Source organism: Ruegeria sp. CE12 (assembly GCF_056537525.1).
Window position 1 is genome coordinate 65,664 of sequence record NZ_JBQFRS010000009.1, and the last position, 19,431, is coordinate 85,094.

Here is a 19,431-nt window from a genome sequence, read left to right on the forward strand (position 1 = left end):
TCGATCAGAATCCCGGACCGGCAGAATGCCAGATATCAAATTCCCACTTCTCCTGATTTTCTCGCAAGCATTGGTGGCACATGTGGCCTTTGCCATGCCAGATGCCCGAACTGGCGGGATCTGTGATCAGGCCGCCCAGCGCGCTGCACGCTCAGAAGGTGTACCACTCGAAATCCTGCAGGCGATCACCCGGGTCGAAACCGGGCGTATGCGGGATGATCATCTGCAACCCTGGCCCTGGACAGTCAATCTGAACGGCAGGGGTTTCTGGTTCAACTCCGAGATCGAAGCCAAGTCCTATCTCTTTGAAGTCTTCAAATCCGGTGCGCGCAGTTTCGATGTTGGTTGCTTCCAGATCAACTACCGCTGGCATGGCAAAGCATTCCGTTCGATTGATGCGATGTTCGACCCGGATGAGAATGCAACTTATGCAGCGCGGTTCCTCAAGGAGCTTTATATCGAGCTTGGATCTTGGCCTGCCGCTGCAGGGGCCTACCACTCCCGAACACCAGAACTTGCCGATGCATATTCGGCCCGTTTTCAAACTGTTCTGGCGAAATTGGATGGCACGTTGCCAACGCACGTTAGGGGCAGCAGTCGCGATCCGTTCACGGCTGCTGCTGCACCCCTGATCCCTCTTCACCCAGCGCAGTCTCAATCACAGCGGCGCCCGCTTGGGTCTTTGGTTCCGACCGCCGGATCAGCCTCCGCCTTTATCGCTTTCAACTAGGAGCTTTACGTGCCTCGCATTGACGCCCGTTCCCTGTTCTCGCCCACTGTTTTATTGGCACTGGCATTGATGACGATCATCGTCATGATGATTCTGCCGATGCCCGCCTGGGTTCTGGACGTTGGCCTTGCGGCCTCATTCGCGCTGGCGATCCTGATCTTTACGCTGACCTTGTTCATTGAACGGCCACTGGATTTTTCCTCCTTTCCGACAATCCTGTTGGCGTCTCTGATGCTGCGTCTGTCGTTGAATGTTTCTTCTACCAAACTGATCATCGGTCAGGGGCATACCGGACCAAATGCTGCTGGCGACGTCATCGAGGGGTTTGCTCAGTTTGTCATGAGCGGCAGCGTCTTTCTGGGTCTGGTTGTATTCGGCGTGCTGCTGATCGTGAATTTCATGGTCATCACCAAGGGCGCGGCCCGTATGGCTGAGGTTGGTGCCCGTTTTGCGCTGGATGGTATGCCCGGCAAACAGCTGGCCATCGACAGCGATATGTCTGCGGGGGCCATTGACCATCAACAGGCCAAGGAACGTCGGGAACGCGAGCAGCAGGAAACCACGTTCTTCGGCTCATTGGATGGCGCATCGAAATTTGTCAAAGGTGATGCAATCGCAGGACTGTTGATCACGCTGCTCAATCTGGTGATGGGGCTGGTGATGGGCGTGATCGTGCACGGAATGCCGGTCACTTCAGCCTTTGAAACCTACGCTATTCTAACAGTGGGTGACGGTCTGGTCTCTCAAATTCCTGCGGTGATTATATCAATCGCATCGGCACTGCTGCTTGCGCGGGGTGGCACCCAGGGGGCAACAGACAACGCCATCTTTTCGCAACTGGGCAAACATCCCGCTGCGCTGGGGACTGTTGCGGTCCTGATGATACTGTTTGCGCTGGTACCCGGTTTGCCGTTTCTGCCGTTCATCCTTGGCGCCAGTGTATTGGGATACGCGGCCTATAACGTCTATCAGAAACAGAGAACCGCACAGGCTGTGGCCGAGACCCCGTCGCCGGAAGCGGACGCGCCGGTCTCTCAGGCAATAGGTGACATTTTGGATCTGGATGATGTGCATCTGGAATTCGCACCGGATCTGGTCAGCATGGTTCTGAATCCCGGCACCGGTCTGGACGCACGTATCGCCAACATGCGCACCTATGTTGCCTCGAGCTTTGGCCTGATCCTGCCTGAGATACGTCTGACGGATCGCGCGGATCTGCCAATGGGCACTTATGTGGTCCGGGTGCAGGGAGTTGAACAGGCGCGAGGAGTTCTGAATCCTGATCTTGTGTTGGCGCTGGTTCAGGATGATCTGGATCTTTTGCCGGAAGGAAATGATGTAACTGAACCGGTCTACGGCGCCCCCGCCCGCTGGATTCTGCCCAAAGACCAAGAGGCGGCGGCAATGAGCGGTGCAACCATTGTCACCCCGCCCGAGATATTGGCCACCCACCTGCTTGAGATCATTAAACAGAATTTCCCGCGTCTGCTAACCCTGAAATCGCTGCGCAAGCTTTTGTCGGAAATGACACGTCTCAGTGACCCGATCCGCGCCGAGGCCAATCGCAAACTGCTGGATGAGCTTATCCCGGACAAAGTTCCAATCGATACCCTGCACGCGGTTCTGCGGCTGCTGCTCGAGGAGAAGGTGTCCATACGAAACATGGCGCTGATTCTGGAAAGCATCGCCGAAGCCCGTCTGACTGCAACGCAGCCCGAAGCAATCTGTGAATTGGTAAGGCAACGACTGGGCTTTCAACTGGTGTCTGACATGAAGCGCGAAGATGGATCGATCCCCCTGATCCAGCTGGCCCCGGAATGGGAGGATACATTTGCCAGTTATCAGATCGATGCGCCAAATGCCGGGCTGGACGTGGCCCTGCCGCCGAACCTGTTTAACAAACTCGCAGATGGCGTTGTCAGCAGCGTCGCTCAATCGGCTGACAACGGGCTGTTTCCTGCGCTGGTGACATCGACCCGACGCCGAAGATTGCTACGCACAATCATGCACGCACGGGGCGTTTCAAACCCGGTTCTCTCATTTGAAGAGATCGGCCTCGAAGCGCGACCCGCCCTGGTTGGAACCGTTCCTGCATGATCGCCATACCACCTGAGTTACTTGCGCATTTGGGCGAAGGTTTATGGCAGATGTTTGCCGTTTTTCTGCGCGTCTCGGCTCTGGTTTCGCTCCTGCCGACATTTGGCGAACGAAGCATCCCTGTGCGCGTCAAACTCGGCATCGCTGCGGCTTTTACCATTATCGTTGCGCCTGCTCTGCAGACCCCAGAGATCACGCCTGCATTTTGGTCCATGATCACTTTGATCGGGAGCGAGATATTGACCGGTCTGGCATTAGGCATGGGTTTGCGGCTGTTCGTTCTGGCCCTGCAAACTGCCGGCTCCATTGCAGCACAGGCAACATCTCTGTCCCAAATTCTCGGTGGGGCGGCGGTCGAACCCGTACCAGCCATGGGATATCTGTTGACGATCGCGGGACTGGCGCTGGCAGCTTTGCTGGGCATACATATTCGCGCAGCCCAGTTCCTGATCCATAGCTATACGCTGTTCCCCATGGGCACAGTGCTACCTGCACCCGATCTGTCTGGTTGGGGAGTGATGCAAGTTTCGCGCAGCTTCGGACTGGCCTTTGCTCTGGCAACACCATTTGTGATCGCTTCGCTTATCTACAATCTTGCGCTCGGCGTGATTAACCGGGCCATGCCACAACTCATGGTCGCCTTTGTCGGTGCTCCAGCAATTACGTTCGCAGGACTGTTTTTGCTGTTTGCCGGAACACCGCTGATCCTTTCAGTCTGGTCCGATGCCTTGTTCGACTTTTTTGGCAACCCAATAGGTGTTCCATGAGCGGTGCAGACGACGAGAGCGACAAGTCATTCGAACCCACTCCGCAAAAGCTGCAGAAAGCCCGCGAAAAGGGTGAGGTTGCCAAATCCAATGACCTGTCTGTTGTTGCCGGCTATACCGGATTGCTGATTGCCCTGCTGGCCGCTGGATCATATGCAGCCCAGGAATTGGGCGCGGTGTTTGTGGTCTTAATTGATCAATCGCATCAAATTTCATCGCTCATCACGACTGGTCCCGCAGCAGGGCCCGTCGGCGGATTGTTGTCGGCGGCTCTGCTTCCGGTTTCGGTGTTGTTCGCCCTACCGGCCGCCGCCGTTTTACTAAGCCTGATCGCACAGCGCGCCCTGATCTTCGCGCCGAGTAAACTCAAGCCACGCCTGTCCCGCATATCAATCACCTCGAATGCCAAAAACAAATTTGGACGCGGCGGTCTTTTCGAATTCGCCAAGAGTTTTGTTAAATTGCTCATCTACGGCACCTGCCTGACGCTTTTTCTTCGATCCAACCTTACTGACATATTGTCTGCCTCTGCCGCCCCGGCCAAATCCTCGATCCTGCTGATGACGAACCTGCTGTTCCGGTTCTTATTTATTGTGATTGCAGTCGCTCTGATTATCGGTGTGGTAGATTATCTCTGGCAATACTCGGAACACATGCGGAAGAACCGTATGTCCCGCAAAGAGCTTCAGGATGAATCCAAGGATGCCGAAGGTGATCCGCATATGAAGCAACAACGGCGCCAACGTGCCCAGGACATCGCGACAAACCAGATGATGGCCGATGTGCCAAAGGCCGATGTGGTTATCGTCAATCCAACTCACTACGCGGTTGTGCTGAAATGGTCGCGAGCAACTGGGTCCGCGCCTGTTTGTGTCACCAAGGGCGTAGACGAAGTCGCGGCTTCGATACGTGCTGTGGCCGGAGAAGCGGGTGTTCCGATCCATTCCGATCCCCCTACCGCGCGGGCGATACACGCGACTGTCGAGATCGGGCAAGAGATCGCGGAGGAGCACTATCGCCCTGTCGCCGCCGCCATTCGGTTTGCCGAAGCGATGCGTAAACGGGCCAAAGGTCAAATCAGATGACACAGGTGCACATCAAGAACCTTGCAGCCGTGACGGATGCTGCGTTTCAGAGAGAATATCAGAAGCTTCGACCGCTTTTGGAAGCCGAAGCTCACATACAGAAACAGCTCTCAAATCTGGACGCTCAGGTAGCAGAGGTGCGCGCAGGCAGCGCTGACACTGATGGTTACCGGGTCACAGGAACTGATGTTCTTTGGGGTAGTTGGGAGTCCGCCACACGGCGGCAGCTCAATATGGAATTGGCCCGAATCCGTTCCCAAAAAATTACAGCAATGGAGGAGCTGAAACTGGCGTTTGGTAAGAAGCAGGCGGTTACCAGCCTTTCCCAGCGGCTTCGAAAGAAACACCAGAGCCTGCAACAGAGGGCTTTATTGGAGCAACTGGACCTCTGAAATCTGCAGTCGGCGCATTATGATAATCCGCCGACTAAAGTTTCATGTGTCCTGCCGGCTAACACTCATGATCAGAACACGTGACACGTCATCGCCCAGATCCTTTTGCGCGACTTCCAGCAGGGATTTTCTCAGAACAGAAAGATTGTCCGAATGGGTAAAATTGCCGTCAAACCCGCCCGTATTTGCATGATCAAACAGCACCTGAAGAAAGTTGTCCCGCAATTTTGGTTCCACGGCATAAAACGCTTCGGAAATACCCGGGCGGGTTTCCAGGCTGACCGACATTGTCACAAGGGCCGATATCTCTTCGCTGTTCACCACCGGGACCACAAACTGCTTGGTAAGCTTCAGATACTCAAAATCCTCGGTCTTTGACTTTTCCATCGATTTTTTGGGGTCGGAATCTAGCTTCTTGGCGTTGGACTTATCTTCGCCCTTGGCCTCTTTGTACTCTGAATCTTGTGACCCTTTTTCAGCGTCGGCTTTCTGGGCAGGCGTTAAAAACACTCCGACCCCAACACCAACGGCCAAACCAACCATAAGGAAAGCTACGGGAACTAGTTTCTTGATCACATCGGCACCTCAGAACGGCAACACTGTATCAAGTATCTGCTGCCCATATCGCGGTTGCTGGACATCTGTGATCTGTCCACGACCGCCATAGGACACCCGGGCAGACGCAATCTTGTCATAGGTGATTTCATTTTGACGCGAGATGTCCTCGGGCCGGACGTAACCCGAGACCAACAACTCCCTAAGCTCGAAATTCACTCGCAACTCCTGCGATCCGGCGATCGACAGGACCCCATTGGGCAGTACATCGATCACCGTGGCTGCCACTCTGAGCGTCAGCTTTTCTTTGCGTTTGACTGATCCCTTGCCCTTGCTGACCGAAGCAGAATCGATCGAAACTGCCTCGTCCAGTGATGCCCCGTTTGGTAGCTGATCAGCCGCACGTTGCGGCAACCCAAACAGCTCAGGCACAGCGAGGCTTTCTGACCCGGTACGAGACCGGTTTGTATCATTCGTGATCTCAGCCTTTTCGTCCAACTCGATCACGACCGTCATGATGTCCCCTTTTTTGATTGCCCTCTGATCTCCAAGGAGCGAGTGTTGACCCCCACTCCAAAGCGATGACCGGTCGACTGCACGCTGAGGTTGCGTGTGCAATGGCAGCCCGGGCCAGAGCATTGCAACATGTTCGGGTGAATCCGTGTTCGGCGTCAGACTGGGGGGTTTGCCAAGGTGATCCAGGCGACCACAAGCAGAGACAGCTAGCAGGGCGCATATCGTAAGTTTGGTAAATCTCATTTTCAGTTGACCTCAATTTGCCCGTCAGGCCGAATGCGGCCTGTGATTGTGGTTCGGGATGAAAGATTCATGACCCGGATGCGCTCGCCCACTGCGCCGCGACCAAGTGCGCGACCTTCTGCCGTGATCGATAGCGCCGCCCGGCCAAAAACCAGAGTGACCAGATCGTTGCGATCCACGATTGCCGGCGGGCCAACATCCGCTGCCCGAATGGGCCGTCCGGGATACAAAGCAACCCGGGCCTCCTGCCCTACCAAGATGCCCGGATCCACGACCGCCCCCTCTACATCAATTGATTTGATTTCCAGATCAGACGCCAAAATCACTTCCTTGGCGCGAATGGTGCGGACCGAGACGACTATGTCAGCGTAGGCCATCATCGGCACAAGAAGCAGAGCTATCAGGAACAGGATTCGCATCATCTTACCTGCGTTGTGGCGCCCATCATCTGGTCGACGGCTGAAATGATCTTTGAGTTCATTTCATAACCGCGCTGCGCTTCGATCAGCTCTGTCAATTCGCGCACAGCATCAACGGAACTGCCTTCCAGGTAACCCTGTCGCAACGTACCCAACCCGTCCTCACCCGGAGTACCGACCACCGGCGCACCGGATGCCTCGGTCTCTTTGAACAGATTGCTGCCGACCGCCTCCAGACCCTTGGCGTTCGAGAAACTGGCCAGTGTCAGCTCGCCCAACAGCTGTCCTTCAGCGGCGTCGGCGAAATATGCGTAGACCTCACCCGAGGCATTGATCGAGATGGATCGGGCGTCATCCGGAATCGTGATTTCCGGTGCAACAGCATATCCATCGGACGTCACGATCAACCCCTCGGCTGATCGTTTCAGACTGCCATCGCGGGTATATCCGGGCTGCCCATTGGGCATACTGACCTCCAGATATCCACGGCCTTCGATCGCTATGTCCAGATCGCTCCCGGTCGCAGTCAGAGCACCCTGAGCCAGCTGTACCGTTACCGCAGCAGGCCGGACGCCAAGCCCCAATTGAATGCCCGTCGGCAAAACCGTCCCGTCGTTGGCGTTGACAGTTCCGGCTCGGGACATCTGCTGGTAATGCAGATCTGCAAATTCAGCGCGCCGGGCGTTGTAGCCTGTGGTGCTCATATTCGCGAGGTTGTTCGAGATGGTTTCGACCCGCATCTGCTGCGCGGTCATGCCGGTCGCGGCAATTTTCAAGGCACGCATATGGTGTACTCCTGTGTTTTCTGATCAGCGCATCAGGGCCTTGAACGCTCCCCGAACCCGGTCGTCTTCGGATTTCAGAAAGCTCTGCCCCAGCTCGTAGGCGCGCTGTATTTCGACGAGGCGGGTCATTTGCTCGATGGCGTTGACGTTCGATCCTTCGAGGAACCGGTGAAGAACGACCGGCTGCTCGACAGGCTCCACATCACCCTGCGGCCGAAACCGGGTGCTGCCTTCACGCACCAGTTCGTTGAGATCAGCCACCTGATAAACACCGATCTGGCCCAACAACTGGCCGTCCACACTCAACGTTCCATCGCTGCCGACATCGATTGATGCCGCATCAGGTGGAATGAAAACCGGGGCTCCATTGCTGTCCAGCACACGGTGACCGTCCATTGTCACCAAATCGCCCTCGGCGTTCGGGGAAAAGCTGCCGGCCCGCGACAGGCGGTTCCCAGAGGGTGTTTCGATCATGAAGAAACCATCTCCTTCGATCGCGAAATCGAATTGTCCGCCGGTCTCAGTTAAAACGCCCTGCTGAAAGGAGGTATTGCGCGCCTCTGCTCGGCTCATGGACAGTGAGGGGTTATCGGGCATGTCCCGGATGAATTCCGAGAAGACCAGCCCCTGCTGCCGGTAACCGGTCGTATTGGCGTTGGCGATGTTGTTCGCCACCAGCCGCATTTCATTCATGAGACCCGATTGTCGGGACAAGGTGACATAGGCGGTGTCCATCAGCGCCCTCCTGCGATGAGTGGGATGATTGTCGATGTGAAGAAGGTGACGAGGGTCTGGGTCATGAAGCCCATCGAAATCCAGAACACGATCACGATGGCGATCAGCTTTGGCACAAAGGTCAGCGTCATTTCCTGAACTGAAGTCAGAGCCTGAAACAGACCCACAACCAAACCCGAGACCAGTGCGACCGCCAGGATCGGGACCGACGTTATAACCGCAACCCACAGCGCCTGGCGCACGATGTCATAGAACAGACCCTCGCTCAGCATTGATCAGACCGGCATCCTCAGGATTTCCTGATAGGCCTCGACCACTTTGTTGCGGACAATCACGGCTGTTTCGACTGCCAGTTCCGTTTGCGCCAAGGCCTGCACCAGCGCATGAGGATCTGCCTGACCCACCATCGAAGACTGTGCGACTTGTTCGCTGTGCTTCAATGTTGCTGCAAAATCCTGAAACGTGGATCGCAGTCCCTGCGCGATGCCGCCGTGATCGGGGTCGGCCTGTGTAGCAGGGCGCGCAAATGCATAGCTTTGCGCGGCATTCAGTGATCGGATATCCATTCTGGCTTTCCTTTATTTACGTAACAGATCCATCAGACTCGCCGACATCTGACGGGTCTGGTCGAACATCTTGAGATTGGCTTCGTAGCTGCGCTGCGCTTCACGTGCGTCCGCGATCTCGATCATCAGATCGACATTCGAGCCACGATAATGGCCGGTATCATCTGCCATCGGATGGCTGGGGTCATAGATGCGGCTCAGGTCCCGGCGATCGAGTTTGACGCGCCCAGCCTGCACCAACTGCTGGCCATCCTGATCAATCGCTTCGAAGGGGACCGTCTTGCGGCGGTATCCGGGCGTATCGGCGTTAGAGATGTTTTCGGACACGTGCCGCAACCTTGCAGCTTGTGCACGCAAGGCACTGGCCGAAGCACTGAGGGAATGCGAAAAATCACTCATGGTCTACCCCTCAGGCCCGGCCAAGACTGGTGCGCAGAACGCCGATGGATGAACGGTATATGGCCAGGGCGCGATCATGTTGCCGTTTGACCTCGACCGCCTTCAGCATCTCTTCCTCCAACGAAACGCCGTTGCCGTTGGGATCAGACGATGCCTTCGCCGTGTGTTCGGCCCATGTTTGTCCGACCAGGCCACCACCGTGCAGATGGCTGGGCCGGGTTGCGGCCATTGCGGTTTCGCGAACGGAGTTTTCAAAAGCTGTCTGAAAGGCCTCGATATCGCGTGGCTGGTAGCCCGGCGTGTCCGCATTGGCCATGTTGCGTGAGATGACAGCCTGCCGTTGCCCTGCATGGGTTGCCATAGCGTACGCTGTTTTAAAGACGTTCAGGTCATAGAACATCGGGGCTTCTCCCTCGATCGATTTCAACCAAGGCTTAACTCCGATTCCTTTAGAAACCGTTTTCAACAAACGTTGGAGAATCCACGATGACCGATCTCGACCCGATACTTCTGAAACATGAGTTCGACAGAATGACAGCTGTCCGACATGTCGGGCTCGTTTCAGGCGTGGCGAACGGAGTGATCGAGGTCGCCGGCCTGAACAAGCAGGCCCGGACAGGAGATCGCCTGACATTGCAGCGGCGTGAGGGACCAGATCTTTCTGGCGAGGTTCTCCACGTCGATTCCGACCATATTCATATGCTGCCCGGCGCCGCACCCGATGGGGTCAGCCTCGGTGACCGGGTATGTCTGGAGCAGTCACCAGCCTTTGCCCCGGGACTGCACTGGCTGGGCCGGGTGATCGACCCGTTTGGTAAGCCACTGGACGGAAAACCGCTGCTGGCTGGGGTGCACAGTCGCGACATCATGCAATCACCACCACCTGCCGTCGCGCGTAAACCGCTTGGTGAACGGATGGCAACCGGTCTGGCGATACTCAACACGGTTCTTCCAATTGTTCAGGGTCAGCGAGTCGGATTGTTTGCGGGATCGGGCGTTGGAAAGTCTTCGTTGCTGGCAACGCTGGCCCGCTCTATGCAGGCAGATGCGGTGGTTATCGCGCTAGTGGGCGAGCGTGGGCGCGAAATCAACGAATTTGTAGGTTCTGCTCTGGGGCCTGATGCGATGAAGCGGTCCGTTGTCGTCGCGGCCACATCCGATCAGTCAGCTTTGGCGCGCAGGCGTTGTGCCTGGTCGGCGATGTCTGTCGCGGAGTTTCTGCGCGATCAGGGGCTGAATGTTCTGTTCCTGGCAGACTCGGTTACCCGATTCGCTGAAGCCCACCGCGAAATCGCAGTCGCAATGGGCGAATCCCCTTCTCTGCGCGGATACCCTCCATCCGTAACCCCTCTGATCGCCAACCTGTGCGAGCGCGCCGGACCCGGAACGTCGAACCAGGGTGATATCACAGCTGTCTTCAGTGTTCTGGTCGCCGGGTCGGACATGGATGAACCAGTTGCCGATATTCTGCGCGGCGTGCTGGATGGGCATGTCGTCCTCAGCCGCGAAATAGCGGAGCGTGGCCGATTCCCCGCAATCGATCTCAGTCGGTCAGTCTCACGCAGTCTGCCAAGGGCAGCGACTGATGAGGAGAACCAACTCATCTCGGAAACACGAAAGCTTGTCGGCAGCTACGAACAGTCCGAGGTTATGATCAAGGCAGGTCTCTATGCCGAAGGTGCCGACCCGCTGTTGGACCAGGCTGTTCGGGTCCATGAAGAACTGGACAGTTTTTTCGCAAAGACCGATCCGGATGGTATCAATAACAGCTTTAATCGGCTGGCTCTGATCCTGCGGCGTGCCACAGCAGGTCTTCCCAGATAGGGGTCGGCTCAAATCCAGACAATTTTAAGTGTTAAGTCCACCTTAAGACCTGCGCTGCTACCCCGGAAACGGGTGATAAAAAGGTGGTGGAGATGGGTGCGCAATCCAATGCGGCGCCAATCATCATCAAGAAGAAACGTGTGTCCGGTGGCGATGGCCACCATGGTGGCGCGTGGAAAGTCGCATATGCCGACTTTGTCACGGCCATGATGGCGTTCTTCATGTTGATGTGGCTGCTGAACGCAACGACTGAAAAACAACGCAAGGGGCTGGCGGACTATTTCTCGCCGACGATCCCGGTCAATCCGGTTTCAGGCGGAGGTGACGGGGCCTTTGGCGGCAACAACATGTTCTCTGAGAAAACTATGGTCATGGATGGCTCGGGCGCGAGCAATCGCAATCCGACCGAGGCCAAGCAGGCACGCGGGTCTACTGGCGTTGATGCCAAAGGCGGCGGCAAAGGCGCATTCGAAGATTTTTCTTCGCTCGAGGCGCAATTGCTGGGTCGTACAGGCGAAAGCTTGGTGTCAGATAAGGTACTCAAACACATAGTTACGCGTGTCACTGATGAAGGGCTGGTCGTGGAATTATTCGATACCGACGATCAACCGCTGTTCGAATCGGGAACGGATGATCCTACCGACATGATGCGAGCGCTGGCTCTATTGGTTGCCCGGTCCTCGGATCTTGTGACCAACGCGGTCGCCGTGGATGGGCATGTTCGTTCATCCCCGATCGTTTTGGCGCGTAATCCGGTATGGGATCTGTCCACATCACGGGCACAGGTCGTGCGTCAGCTGTTGCAGGATAAAGGCGTTGATACAGAACGATTAAACCGCGTCACGGGCCATGCGGATCGAGAACTCGTGGCTGAGAATCCCATGGCAACCCGAAACAACAGGATCGAAATCATCTTCCTGAGGAACATTTAGTCGATCAGGATAGGACGCATTTTACATGTTAGCGCGGTGTTAAGGGCTGGCACGTTACCTGTTGCTGCGACGATTGACGCAACAGAAGGGCGTGCCGATGACAATTTCCTCTTCGCTGAATGCTGGTGTGGCGGCTCTGAAAGCCAACGCCAACAGGTTGGCTACCATTTCCGACAACATCGCCAACTCATCGACATTTGGCTACAAGCGGGTCGAGACGGATTTCCACTCGATGGTCAATTCAGGTCAGGGCGGCGCCTATTCGGCCGGGGGGGTTCGGGCCACCAGCCAGCGTCTGATAGATCAACGTGGCTCGCTGATTACCACCAACAATTCAACGGATCTGGCCGTACGCGGGCGCGGGATGCTCCCGGTTATGTCCAGCTCTCAGATCGGTTCAAGTTCCAAAGAGATGTTGCTGACGACCACAGGCTCGTTCCGCGCCAATTCCGAAGGGTATCTGGTGACTGAATCCGGGCTGGTGCTGCTTGGCTGGCCTGCGGCCCCAGACGGATCGTTCCCAAGTGTCCCGCGTGACACTCCGGCCGCGTTGGAGCCCGTTCAGTTCAGCCGCAACAAACTCTCAGGCTCTCCGACGACCAAGATGGATCTGCGCTTCAACCTGCCCGCAACAGCAACTGATGCGGGTGCACCAGGTGACAACCAGCCTTTGTCAGTCGAGTATTTTGACAATCTTGGTAAGTCAGAAAGTGTAAACATTGAGCTGAGCCCAACTGTCCCTGCAACCGGGTCGAGCAACGAATGGACCATGATCCTGCGCGACTCGGCATCGGGCGGAACGATCATCGGGGAATACACGCTGACCTTCACCGACAGCCGCACGGCAGGGGGAACCCTGGCAAGCGTTACCACGGTGTCCGGTGGCGCATATGATCCAGCCACCGGCAGTCTCGTCGTGAATGTGGATGGCGGACCGATGGAAATCAACATTGGTCAGATCGGTGATTCCAATGGCATTACCCAACTGTCAGACACATTTGCCCCGGTATCCATCACCCGTGACGGTTCTGCCGTGGGAACGATGACAAGCGTGAAGGTCGACGAAAGCGGCTATGTTTATGCGCTTTATGACACAGGCGAAAGCCGGCGCATGTTCCAGATCCCACTTGCGGACGTGCCCAATCCCAACGGCCTGAACGCCCTGGACAGCCAGACGTATTCCCCATCGCGGGACAGCGGCAAATTCTTCCTGTGGGACGCTGGAAAAGGCCCGACCGGAGACCTTGTTTCATTTGCACGCGAGGAATCGACGACCGACGTAGCAACTGAGCTGACATCGATGATCCAGACACAGCGCGCCTATTCCTCAAGCGCCAAAGTCATACAGACCGTCGATGAAATGCTGCAGGAAACCACCAACATCAAACGCTGATCAGCTTAGCGATCAACCGAAAGGAATTGTTCCATGAGCATGTCAACGGCCCTGAACAACGCGTTAGGTGGTCTGACTGCGGCCAGCCGGGGCGCTGCAGTCGTTTCCGGAAACATCGCCAATGCACTGACACCGGGATACGCCCGTAGATCGCTGGAACTGGCGACCAGCCCTATTTCCGGGAATGGGGTAAGGGTCGTTGGCGTGACCCGGCATCAAAATCCGGTTTTGATGGCCAATCTCCGTACCGCTAATGCAGAACTGGCGGCCAATTCTGCGACCTCGGATTTTCACAATCGCTTTGAGAAACTTGTTGGAACCGCTGATGATGCCGCATCTCTCGCCTCCCGCCTTGCCAAATTCGAAAGCAGCCTGACCACTGCCGCCAGCCTTCCGGATTCGGTTGAACGGCTTGATCAGGCAGCGCGCAGCGCTCGAGATCTGGCTGCCAAGCTGAATTCTGCCTCCGAAGGGTTGCGACAGATGAGGTCAGACGCAGACAGAACGATCGGCAAGCAGGTTCTAACACTGAACACCACCTTAAAAGACATCGAGGCTCTGAATGCACGTATTCCATCGATACGCAATTCAGGAGGTGACATAGGTGCCCTGCTGGATCAAAGGCAGGAACTCATCAGTCAGGTCAACGATCTTGTACCGGTCAACGTTGTTGAACGAGAAAACGATCGCGTCTCACTTTATGCCGATGGCGGGTTGATCCTGCTCGAAGGGCAGGCGGTAGAGTTTTCCTTTTCGACCACCGGTGAAACAAAACCCCACATGACCATCGGGAACGGTCTGTTGTCCGGCCTTGAGGCCAATGGACAACCTGTCAGAACCAGTGGGGGTTCTGCCCAGATACGCGGCGGCGCCTTGATGGCTCAGTTTGAAATCCGGGATGAGCTTGCTGTTGAAGCTCAGACAAACCTCGACATCGTCGCGCGTGACCTTATCGAGCGGTATGAAACCGCGGGCCTGGACCCGACGGCCACCGCAACAGATCCCGGTCTTTTCACGGATGAGGGCAACCGGTTCGATCCAACCGCTCCAGCCGGCCTGGCCTCTCGTATCGGTTTGAACACTGTTGCGGATCCGGATGCGGGCGGCGACAGCTGGAAACTTCGCACTGGATTGGGTGCCGCAACACCTGGAGAACCGGGTGACGCAGCCCAAATCAAAGCCTTTCGCGCAGCTCTCACCAATGCTCGCCCGGTCTCAGGATCAGTTTTCGGGACCGGTGACATGCGCGCGGCAGAAATAACCGAGGCCTTGCTGTCGAAAGCAGGGGCAAATGCGCATACCGCAGATGAGCGAAAGGTATTTGCCGCCAGTGCACAGCTAGAGATGGAGAAGCTCGTTACCGAGCAGGGCGTGGACAGCGATGCGGAACTACAGCGGATGATGCAGATCGAAAAAGTCTACGCCGCAAATGCCCGGATCATTTCGGTTGTTGACGAACTGATGGACACTTTGCTGAGGCTTTGATCATGACCCTGACCTCTATTGGTGACCTCGCACGCGGTCTGACCCTGCGGACGCGGAGCACCGAAATCAAATCACAGATTGAAACGCTGTCGTATGAGATGTCCACTGGCAAGGTGCAGGATGTCTCTGGTCGGCTCGACGGAGATTATTCTCACCTACTGGATTTGGATCACAAGCTGTCGCAGCTATACGCTTATTCAGTTGTCACGAGCGAGGCGCGTTTGTTTACGGATGCGATGCAATTGAGTCTCGAAACCTTCGACAGTTCGATCAGCAATTTATCCTCGTCACTGCTTTCCTTTGGAACCGCAAATCAGGCTGTCACACATGATCAGGCTTCGGTTCAGGCACGCAATGAGCTGGACACGATGATTTCCGCTCTGAACACGCGGGCGGGCGGGCGTAGCTTGTATTCGGGAACGGCGACCGATGTTTCACCTCTGGCATCCGCTGAAACTTTGCTGACGGCATTGAAGGCCGAATTGACCGGTCTGACCACCCCAACAGATATCCGCAACGCAGCCAGAGATTGGTTTAATGACCCAACCGGGTTCGAGGCCGTGATCTATCAGGGATCGGACAAGGCACTTACGCCAATGGAAATTGCCGAGAATGAAAACATCTCGGTCCCGATAACCGCAAATGACCCTGCGCTTCGAACTGCCCTGCGTGATGTCGCGGTTGCCGCATTGGCAACGGATAGCGCCCTTGGCCTGACGCCTGATCAAAGGACGGTGCTATTTAAAGAACTGGGCGTCGAACTGGCCAACACCAAAGATGAGACCATCAAGCTACGTGCGCAAGTCGGAGCATCCGAGGCGCGAATTGAACAGGCTGCAACACGCAATTCAGCTGCAAAAACCAGCATGGAATACGCGCGAAATGCTTTGATCGCGGCGGACCCCTACGAAACTGCATCCAAACTGAAAACCGTGCAGTTCCAACTGGAGAGCCTGTATTCTGTAACTGTTCGCAATGCGAACCTGTCACTGGTGAACTTCCTGAGATGAGAATCCTTGTTTTTCTTCTGGTTATGATCCCGGGCATCGCCAGCGCTGGCGCGATCCGGCTCAAGGATCTTGTGGAGTTCGATGGTGTTCGCGGCAACGATCTGGTGGGTTACGGCCTTGTCGTCGGGCTGAACGGAACCGGTGATGGCCTGCGCAATTCCCCATTTACCGAAGAGATCATGTCCAACATTCTGGAACGTCTGGGCGTCAATGTGAACGGTGAGGATTTTCGCCCAAAGAATGTCGCTGCCGTTCTGGTGACAGCCAGCCTACCGTCTTTTTCGCGGGTCGGCGGACAGATTGATGTGACCGTTTCAGCGATCGGAGACTCCAAAAGTTTGCTGGGTGGCACGCTCATCATGACCCCACTCAACGCGGCGGACGGGCAGATTTATGCGGTGGCCCAGGGTACGGTCCTGGCAGGCGGAACTGTGGCCGAGGGTGAAGCAGCCACAGTTGTGCGCGGTGTCCCGACATCCGGAGTCATTCCTTCAGGTGCACGGGTTGAACGGGAAATCGACTTTGAATTGTCCGCACTGACCCAGTTGCGGCTAGCCCTTCGGGAGCCTGATTTCACAACGGCCGGGCGCATCGAGACCGCAATCAATACCGAGTTCAATCGCGCCGTGGCCATCATGCGGGATTCCGGCACAGTTGAGTTGAACATCGCCGCCACCCAGGCCCTATCGACAGCACATGCTATCGGGCGCATCGAGAATATTCTCGTCCAACCTGAATCCAAAGCGCGGGTTGTGGTTGATCAGAGATCCGGCACCATTGTTATGGGGCAGGAAGTCCGGATTTCGCGCGTAGCTGTCTCTCAGGGCAACCTGACCCTAAGAGTCGAGGAAGCGCCAATCGCAGTCCAACCTAACCCCTTTGCCAGAGGCGAAACCGTCGTGGTCCCCAGAACATTCGCCGACATAGAAGAAGATGAAGGGACTGGCCTTGCGGAAATTCCGGAGGCGACGACCTTGTCAGAAGTTGTCGCGGGCCTGAACGCTCTGGGCGTTTCACCTCGGGACATGATCGACATACTCAAAACGATCAAAGCCGCAGGCGCACTTCATGCCGAGTTCATCGTTAGATGAACTCGGTGAAACTCCGGATCGCAACGCCCCGCTGACATCACTCGGAATGATCTGTTTAGCCGGTTTACTTCGACTTCCAACTATCCAGCCAACGGCGGAATCTGCCCCGCTTTTCTTCGATGGCATCGCCCGCAGCATAAAAACCGTCCTCGACGCTTTCCAGCATCGGGTCAATGCGGCGTTGCCGGAAACGGCGCCAGCGCACCCAAAGTGCCCAGACGATGGCAAAGAACACGGTCAGGAAAATGATGTTGAACCAAGGGATTAGCCGAACGTCCGGGCTGTCTACCGGGCGCACCGATACCACATTGGGGAATATCGACATCAGCTGATTGCGCCAGCCATAGTGGCGCAACACCACCCATTGCGGGTTATCCGCGGTCGACACAAGATTAGTCAGTTCGGCCTGCAGGTTTGAGCTGTCTAGCTTGAAATAGGGCGGCCAGCCCCAACCAGTATCCTCATTCCGATAAACGCGCGGCTTTCCGTTGGGGCGGAAGGTTTCGACAAAACGCACATCACGATTTATAGACTGCGCAGTCTCCTGACCGGTGTCCTGTTGCGCCCAGAAAATCGAGTTCTCGCCGAAATCAACCCGCCGCACCTCGGTTTTTACGATCCGTACCACATCCTGTTGCGGCAAGGTATATTCCAGCACCGAGGCGATCAAACCCCAGAAAACTATGATGAACGCCCATTTGACATAGACCATCTATCCGGTCCTCATTTGAAATTGGTTATGTAGATAAGCAGGGCGATTGCCCCAAGCGGGACGACGTAAACGCCCAGCAAGAGTTTCCGGCGAAAGGAATTGTCATATTTTTTCAGCCCACGTGCGACAAATGCATCCCGGTCGCCGGTCATTCCCTTCCTTTCCCAATGCGCGATCAACTTGCGACGCCGCATTAGACGGGAGTAGATCGAAAGCCCAAAGTAAATCACGGTCAGAATGATCAACAGCGGGATCAGGAAACGGATTGCAACGATCATTCAGTTCCTCCCAACAGCACCCCAGGGCCCTACCCGCGCAATTATATCCTCTGCGACGTAGTCCTCCCCACTCATATCCGGCTCATGCCCGAACAGCGCAGCCCGTGCACCAGTTTTGTCCACCTGATACTCGCGTGCAAGGAAGTCAGCAACAAAGGCTTTTTTGGTTTCGGGCCACGTGGCGTAAGTAATGTAGAACAAGGGCTTGTGGCAGATGAACAACTGGCGGGGGTCCAACGGGGCCAACTCGGCCAGCAGCATGTTTACCAAATCGCGGTGTGGGGTATTGGCGGCGCGCAAGGTGTAAAAGTAGGCCGGGTGATCGGATGTAATGCGCGGCCATGGCCCACCATCCGTTGCCCAGCGCAACATTTGCGCCAACCCGTGATAGGCCTCTGGCAGGCGATCCGCGTGATTGCGGGCCAACCGTCGCATATCACTGCGGTCAAGTCCGGTCAGATCCACGTCCGCATTCGCTGCAGCATCGATCGTCAGGAAATCCATCTTCTGTTGCAGGATCGCGGCGGCATCCACGCCGCGCGCCTTGACGATGGGTTCGACAAGATCGTTGTAGTTGAGAAATTTGGCTATCTGGTTTCGCTGCGACGGGTCAAAGACATATTTGATCGGCATATCGTCGGGCTTTTCGCCCATGCAAATCGCCGCCGGGTGATCCAGATCCAGGAACAGGTACAAGCCACCGAAATGCGCCGTCCAAAAGTTGCGCTGCTCGAATGCGGTGTGACGCAGGCGAACAGGGTTTCGTGTGACGTCGCCGGTTTCCTTGGCTGCCTCGATCATTTTCGCGATCAACACATCGTCGAACCAGGCATCCTCTTTTGTCTTGAACCGCTCGACCATCCCTGCCAGTTGCTCGGCCTTGCGTAGGGTGCCGCCTGCAGTGTCAGCCTCGATCTCGATCTTGCGCAGGTTCAGCAAGTCGCGCGGGGTGGTGAGTTTGAAAACCGAGTTCACCAGTTCTCCAGCCACCGCATCGGTGGCGGTCAGGGCAAACAGCTGCGCCTCGTTCATCTCGATGAATTCGCGCAGGATATCGCGCGAGGTCGAGAATTTGACGTTCAGCAGCGGCGCGCGTTTCTGCTCGGTCGTCAGCAGGATGAACTGCCGGTTGACCCCGTTGGGATTGAGGTAGAGCTCATCCTCCAGCTCAATGCCCACCTCCGGCGAATAGCCCGAGATATCCACATGGAAATCCGTCAGCGCCGTGGTCTTGCCCGCCAGATGCTGCAACGCGCGGTTATACCGCTCGACCAGAGCCGGGCTGGAGATGTGGACGAGGTTACCAAACATCAGGCCTTTTTCGATGAGGCGGATCATGCTGGATCACCGTTTCGGAACTGAAGCCTTAAACCCAGTCCAAGTGCAAACACGTAGGGTAATGCGATTAGGACCAGGA

Annotated in this window: 23 protein-coding genes; 11 read left to right on the top strand and 12 right to left on the bottom strand. The window is 56.2% G+C overall.

What is annotated here, in order from left to right; translation table 11 throughout:
• Positions 1–25 precede the first annotated feature (25 nt).
• The 5 genes from ACR0IO_RS18045 to ACR0IO_RS18065 are packed head-to-tail and all read left to right on the top strand — an operon-like array spanning position 26 to position 5,071.
• Entirely contained in the window at positions 26–730 is a 705-nt protein-coding gene (locus ACR0IO_RS18045) for a lytic transglycosylase domain-containing protein (protein ID WP_480743332.1), read from the top strand.
• Between the two features lie 9 nt (positions 731–739).
• Positions 740–2,827: a flagellar biosynthesis protein FlhA gene (flhA, locus tag ACR0IO_RS18050; RefSeq protein WP_480743336.1), complete on the top strand. Its 2,088-nt coding sequence runs from the start codon at positions 740–742 to the stop codon at positions 2,825–2,827.
• Positions 2,824–3,594 carry a flagellar biosynthetic protein FliR gene (locus tag ACR0IO_RS18055; RefSeq protein WP_170336656.1) on the top strand — a complete coding sequence of 257 codons (771 nt, stop codon included), beginning with the start codon at positions 2,824–2,826 and terminating at the stop codon, positions 3,592–3,594. Before flhA ends, ACR0IO_RS18055 begins: the two co-directional genes overlap by 4 nt.
• On the top strand, positions 3,591–4,679 hold the full coding sequence (gene flhB, locus ACR0IO_RS18060) for a flagellar type III secretion system protein FlhB (RefSeq protein WP_480743341.1): 1,089 nt from the start codon (positions 3,591–3,593) through the stop codon (positions 4,677–4,679). Before ACR0IO_RS18055 ends, flhB begins: the two co-directional genes overlap by 4 nt.
• A complete protein-coding gene (locus ACR0IO_RS18065) occupies positions 4,676–5,071 on the top strand; it encodes a hypothetical protein (RefSeq protein WP_480743344.1) in 396 nt (131 codons plus the stop codon). The genes flhB and ACR0IO_RS18065 overlap by 4 nt, the downstream gene beginning before the upstream one ends.
• 42 nt (positions 5,072–5,113) lie before the next feature.
• Here ACR0IO_RS18065 and ACR0IO_RS18070 read toward each other — a convergent pair whose 3' ends face one another.
• From ACR0IO_RS18070 to ACR0IO_RS18110, 9 genes are read right to left on the bottom strand one after another with little or no spacing between them, the layout of a single operon-like run.
• Complete coding sequence (locus ACR0IO_RS18070) at positions 5,114–5,647, bottom strand: flagellar basal body-associated protein FliL (RefSeq protein WP_480743346.1); 534 nt, start codon at positions 5,645–5,647, stop codon at positions 5,114–5,116.
• Between the two features lie 9 nt (positions 5,648–5,656).
• Positions 5,657–6,385, bottom strand: a complete 729-nt coding sequence (gene flgH / locus ACR0IO_RS18075) for a flagellar basal body L-ring protein FlgH (protein ID WP_480743348.1) — start codon at positions 6,383–6,385, stop codon at positions 5,657–5,659.
• 2 nt (positions 6,386–6,387) lie between these two features.
• Positions 6,388–6,804 (bottom strand): flagellar basal body P-ring formation chaperone FlgA, encoded by a 417-nt coding sequence (gene flgA, locus ACR0IO_RS18080; RefSeq protein WP_480743350.1) that lies wholly within the window; start codon positions 6,802–6,804, stop codon positions 6,388–6,390.
• Positions 6,804–7,589: a flagellar basal-body rod protein FlgG gene (flgG, locus tag ACR0IO_RS18085; RefSeq protein ID WP_155146710.1), complete on the bottom strand. Its 786-nt coding sequence runs from the start codon at positions 7,587–7,589 to the stop codon at positions 6,804–6,806. Before flgG ends, flgA begins: the two co-directional genes overlap by 1 nt.
• 24 nt (positions 7,590–7,613) lie before the next feature.
• A complete protein-coding gene (locus ACR0IO_RS18090; RefSeq protein WP_480743353.1) occupies positions 7,614–8,324 on the bottom strand; it encodes a flagellar hook-basal body complex protein in 711 nt (236 codons plus the stop codon).
• Positions 8,324–8,596, bottom strand: a complete 273-nt coding sequence (locus tag ACR0IO_RS18095) for a flagellar biosynthetic protein FliQ (protein WP_155146712.1) — start codon at positions 8,594–8,596, stop codon at positions 8,324–8,326. Before ACR0IO_RS18095 ends, ACR0IO_RS18090 begins: the two co-directional genes overlap by 1 nt.
• A gap of 3 nt (positions 8,597–8,599) precedes the next feature.
• A complete protein-coding gene (gene fliE, locus ACR0IO_RS18100) occupies positions 8,600–8,890 on the bottom strand; it encodes a flagellar hook-basal body complex protein FliE (protein WP_480743355.1) in 291 nt (96 codons plus the stop codon).
• Positions 8,891–8,902: 12 nt separating this feature from the next.
• Positions 8,903–9,289 (bottom strand): flagellar basal body rod protein FlgC, encoded by a 387-nt coding sequence (gene flgC / locus ACR0IO_RS18105; RefSeq protein WP_480743357.1) that lies wholly within the window; start codon positions 9,287–9,289, stop codon positions 8,903–8,905.
• Positions 9,290–9,299: 10 nt separating this feature from the next.
• Positions 9,300–9,689 (bottom strand): FlgB family protein, encoded by a 390-nt coding sequence (locus ACR0IO_RS18110; RefSeq protein WP_480743359.1) that lies wholly within the window; start codon positions 9,687–9,689, stop codon positions 9,300–9,302.
• An 86-nt stretch (positions 9,690–9,775) separates the two neighbouring features.
• Here ACR0IO_RS18110 and ACR0IO_RS18115 point away from each other — a divergent pair, with 86 nt between their 5' ends.
• The 6 genes from ACR0IO_RS18115 (at position 9,776) to ACR0IO_RS18140 (ending at position 17,024) form a co-directional block, all read left to right on the top strand.
• Positions 9,776–11,113, top strand: coding sequence for a FliI/YscN family ATPase (locus tag ACR0IO_RS18115; protein WP_480743362.1), 1,338 nt, complete (start codon positions 9,776–9,778; stop codon positions 11,111–11,113).
• Between the two features lie 92 nt (positions 11,114–11,205).
• On the top strand, positions 11,206–12,045 hold the full coding sequence (locus ACR0IO_RS18120; protein WP_155146719.1) for a flagellar motor protein MotB: 840 nt from the start codon (positions 11,206–11,208) through the stop codon (positions 12,043–12,045).
• A 97-nt stretch (positions 12,046–12,142) separates the two neighbouring features.
• Entirely contained in the window at positions 12,143–13,438 is a 1,296-nt protein-coding gene (locus ACR0IO_RS18125; RefSeq protein ID WP_170336636.1) for a flagellar hook protein FlgE, read from the top strand.
• 33 nt (positions 13,439–13,471) lie between these two features.
• Positions 13,472–14,923: a flagellar hook-associated protein FlgK gene (flgK, locus tag ACR0IO_RS18130; RefSeq protein ID WP_480743365.1), complete on the top strand. Its 1,452-nt coding sequence runs from the start codon at positions 13,472–13,474 to the stop codon at positions 14,921–14,923.
• A 2-nt stretch (positions 14,924–14,925) separates the two neighbouring features.
• Positions 14,926–15,933, top strand: coding sequence for a flagellin (locus tag ACR0IO_RS18135; protein ID WP_480743368.1), 1,008 nt, complete (start codon positions 14,926–14,928; stop codon positions 15,931–15,933).
• Positions 15,930–17,024 (top strand): flagellar basal body P-ring protein FlgI, encoded by a 1,095-nt coding sequence (locus ACR0IO_RS18140; protein WP_480743372.1) that lies wholly within the window; start codon positions 15,930–15,932, stop codon positions 17,022–17,024. The genes ACR0IO_RS18135 and ACR0IO_RS18140 overlap by 4 nt, the downstream gene beginning before the upstream one ends.
• A 64-nt stretch (positions 17,025–17,088) precedes the next feature.
• Here ACR0IO_RS18140 and ACR0IO_RS18145 read toward each other — a convergent pair whose 3' ends face one another.
• The 3 genes from ACR0IO_RS18145 to ACR0IO_RS18155 are packed head-to-tail and all read right to left on the bottom strand — an operon-like array spanning position 17,089 to position 19,352.
• Positions 17,089–17,736 carry a DUF1523 family protein gene (locus ACR0IO_RS18145; RefSeq protein WP_170336628.1) on the bottom strand — a complete coding sequence of 216 codons (648 nt, stop codon included), beginning with the start codon at positions 17,734–17,736 and terminating at the stop codon, positions 17,089–17,091.
• Positions 17,737–17,747: 11 nt separating this feature from the next.
• On the bottom strand, positions 17,748–18,014 hold the full coding sequence (locus ACR0IO_RS18150; RefSeq protein WP_480743377.1) for a hypothetical protein: 267 nt from the start codon (positions 18,012–18,014) through the stop codon (positions 17,748–17,750).
• Positions 18,015–19,352: a DUF6638 family protein gene (locus ACR0IO_RS18155; protein ID WP_480743381.1), complete on the bottom strand. Its 1,338-nt coding sequence runs from the start codon at positions 19,350–19,352 to the stop codon at positions 18,015–18,017.
• Positions 19,353–19,431 lie beyond the last annotated feature (79 nt).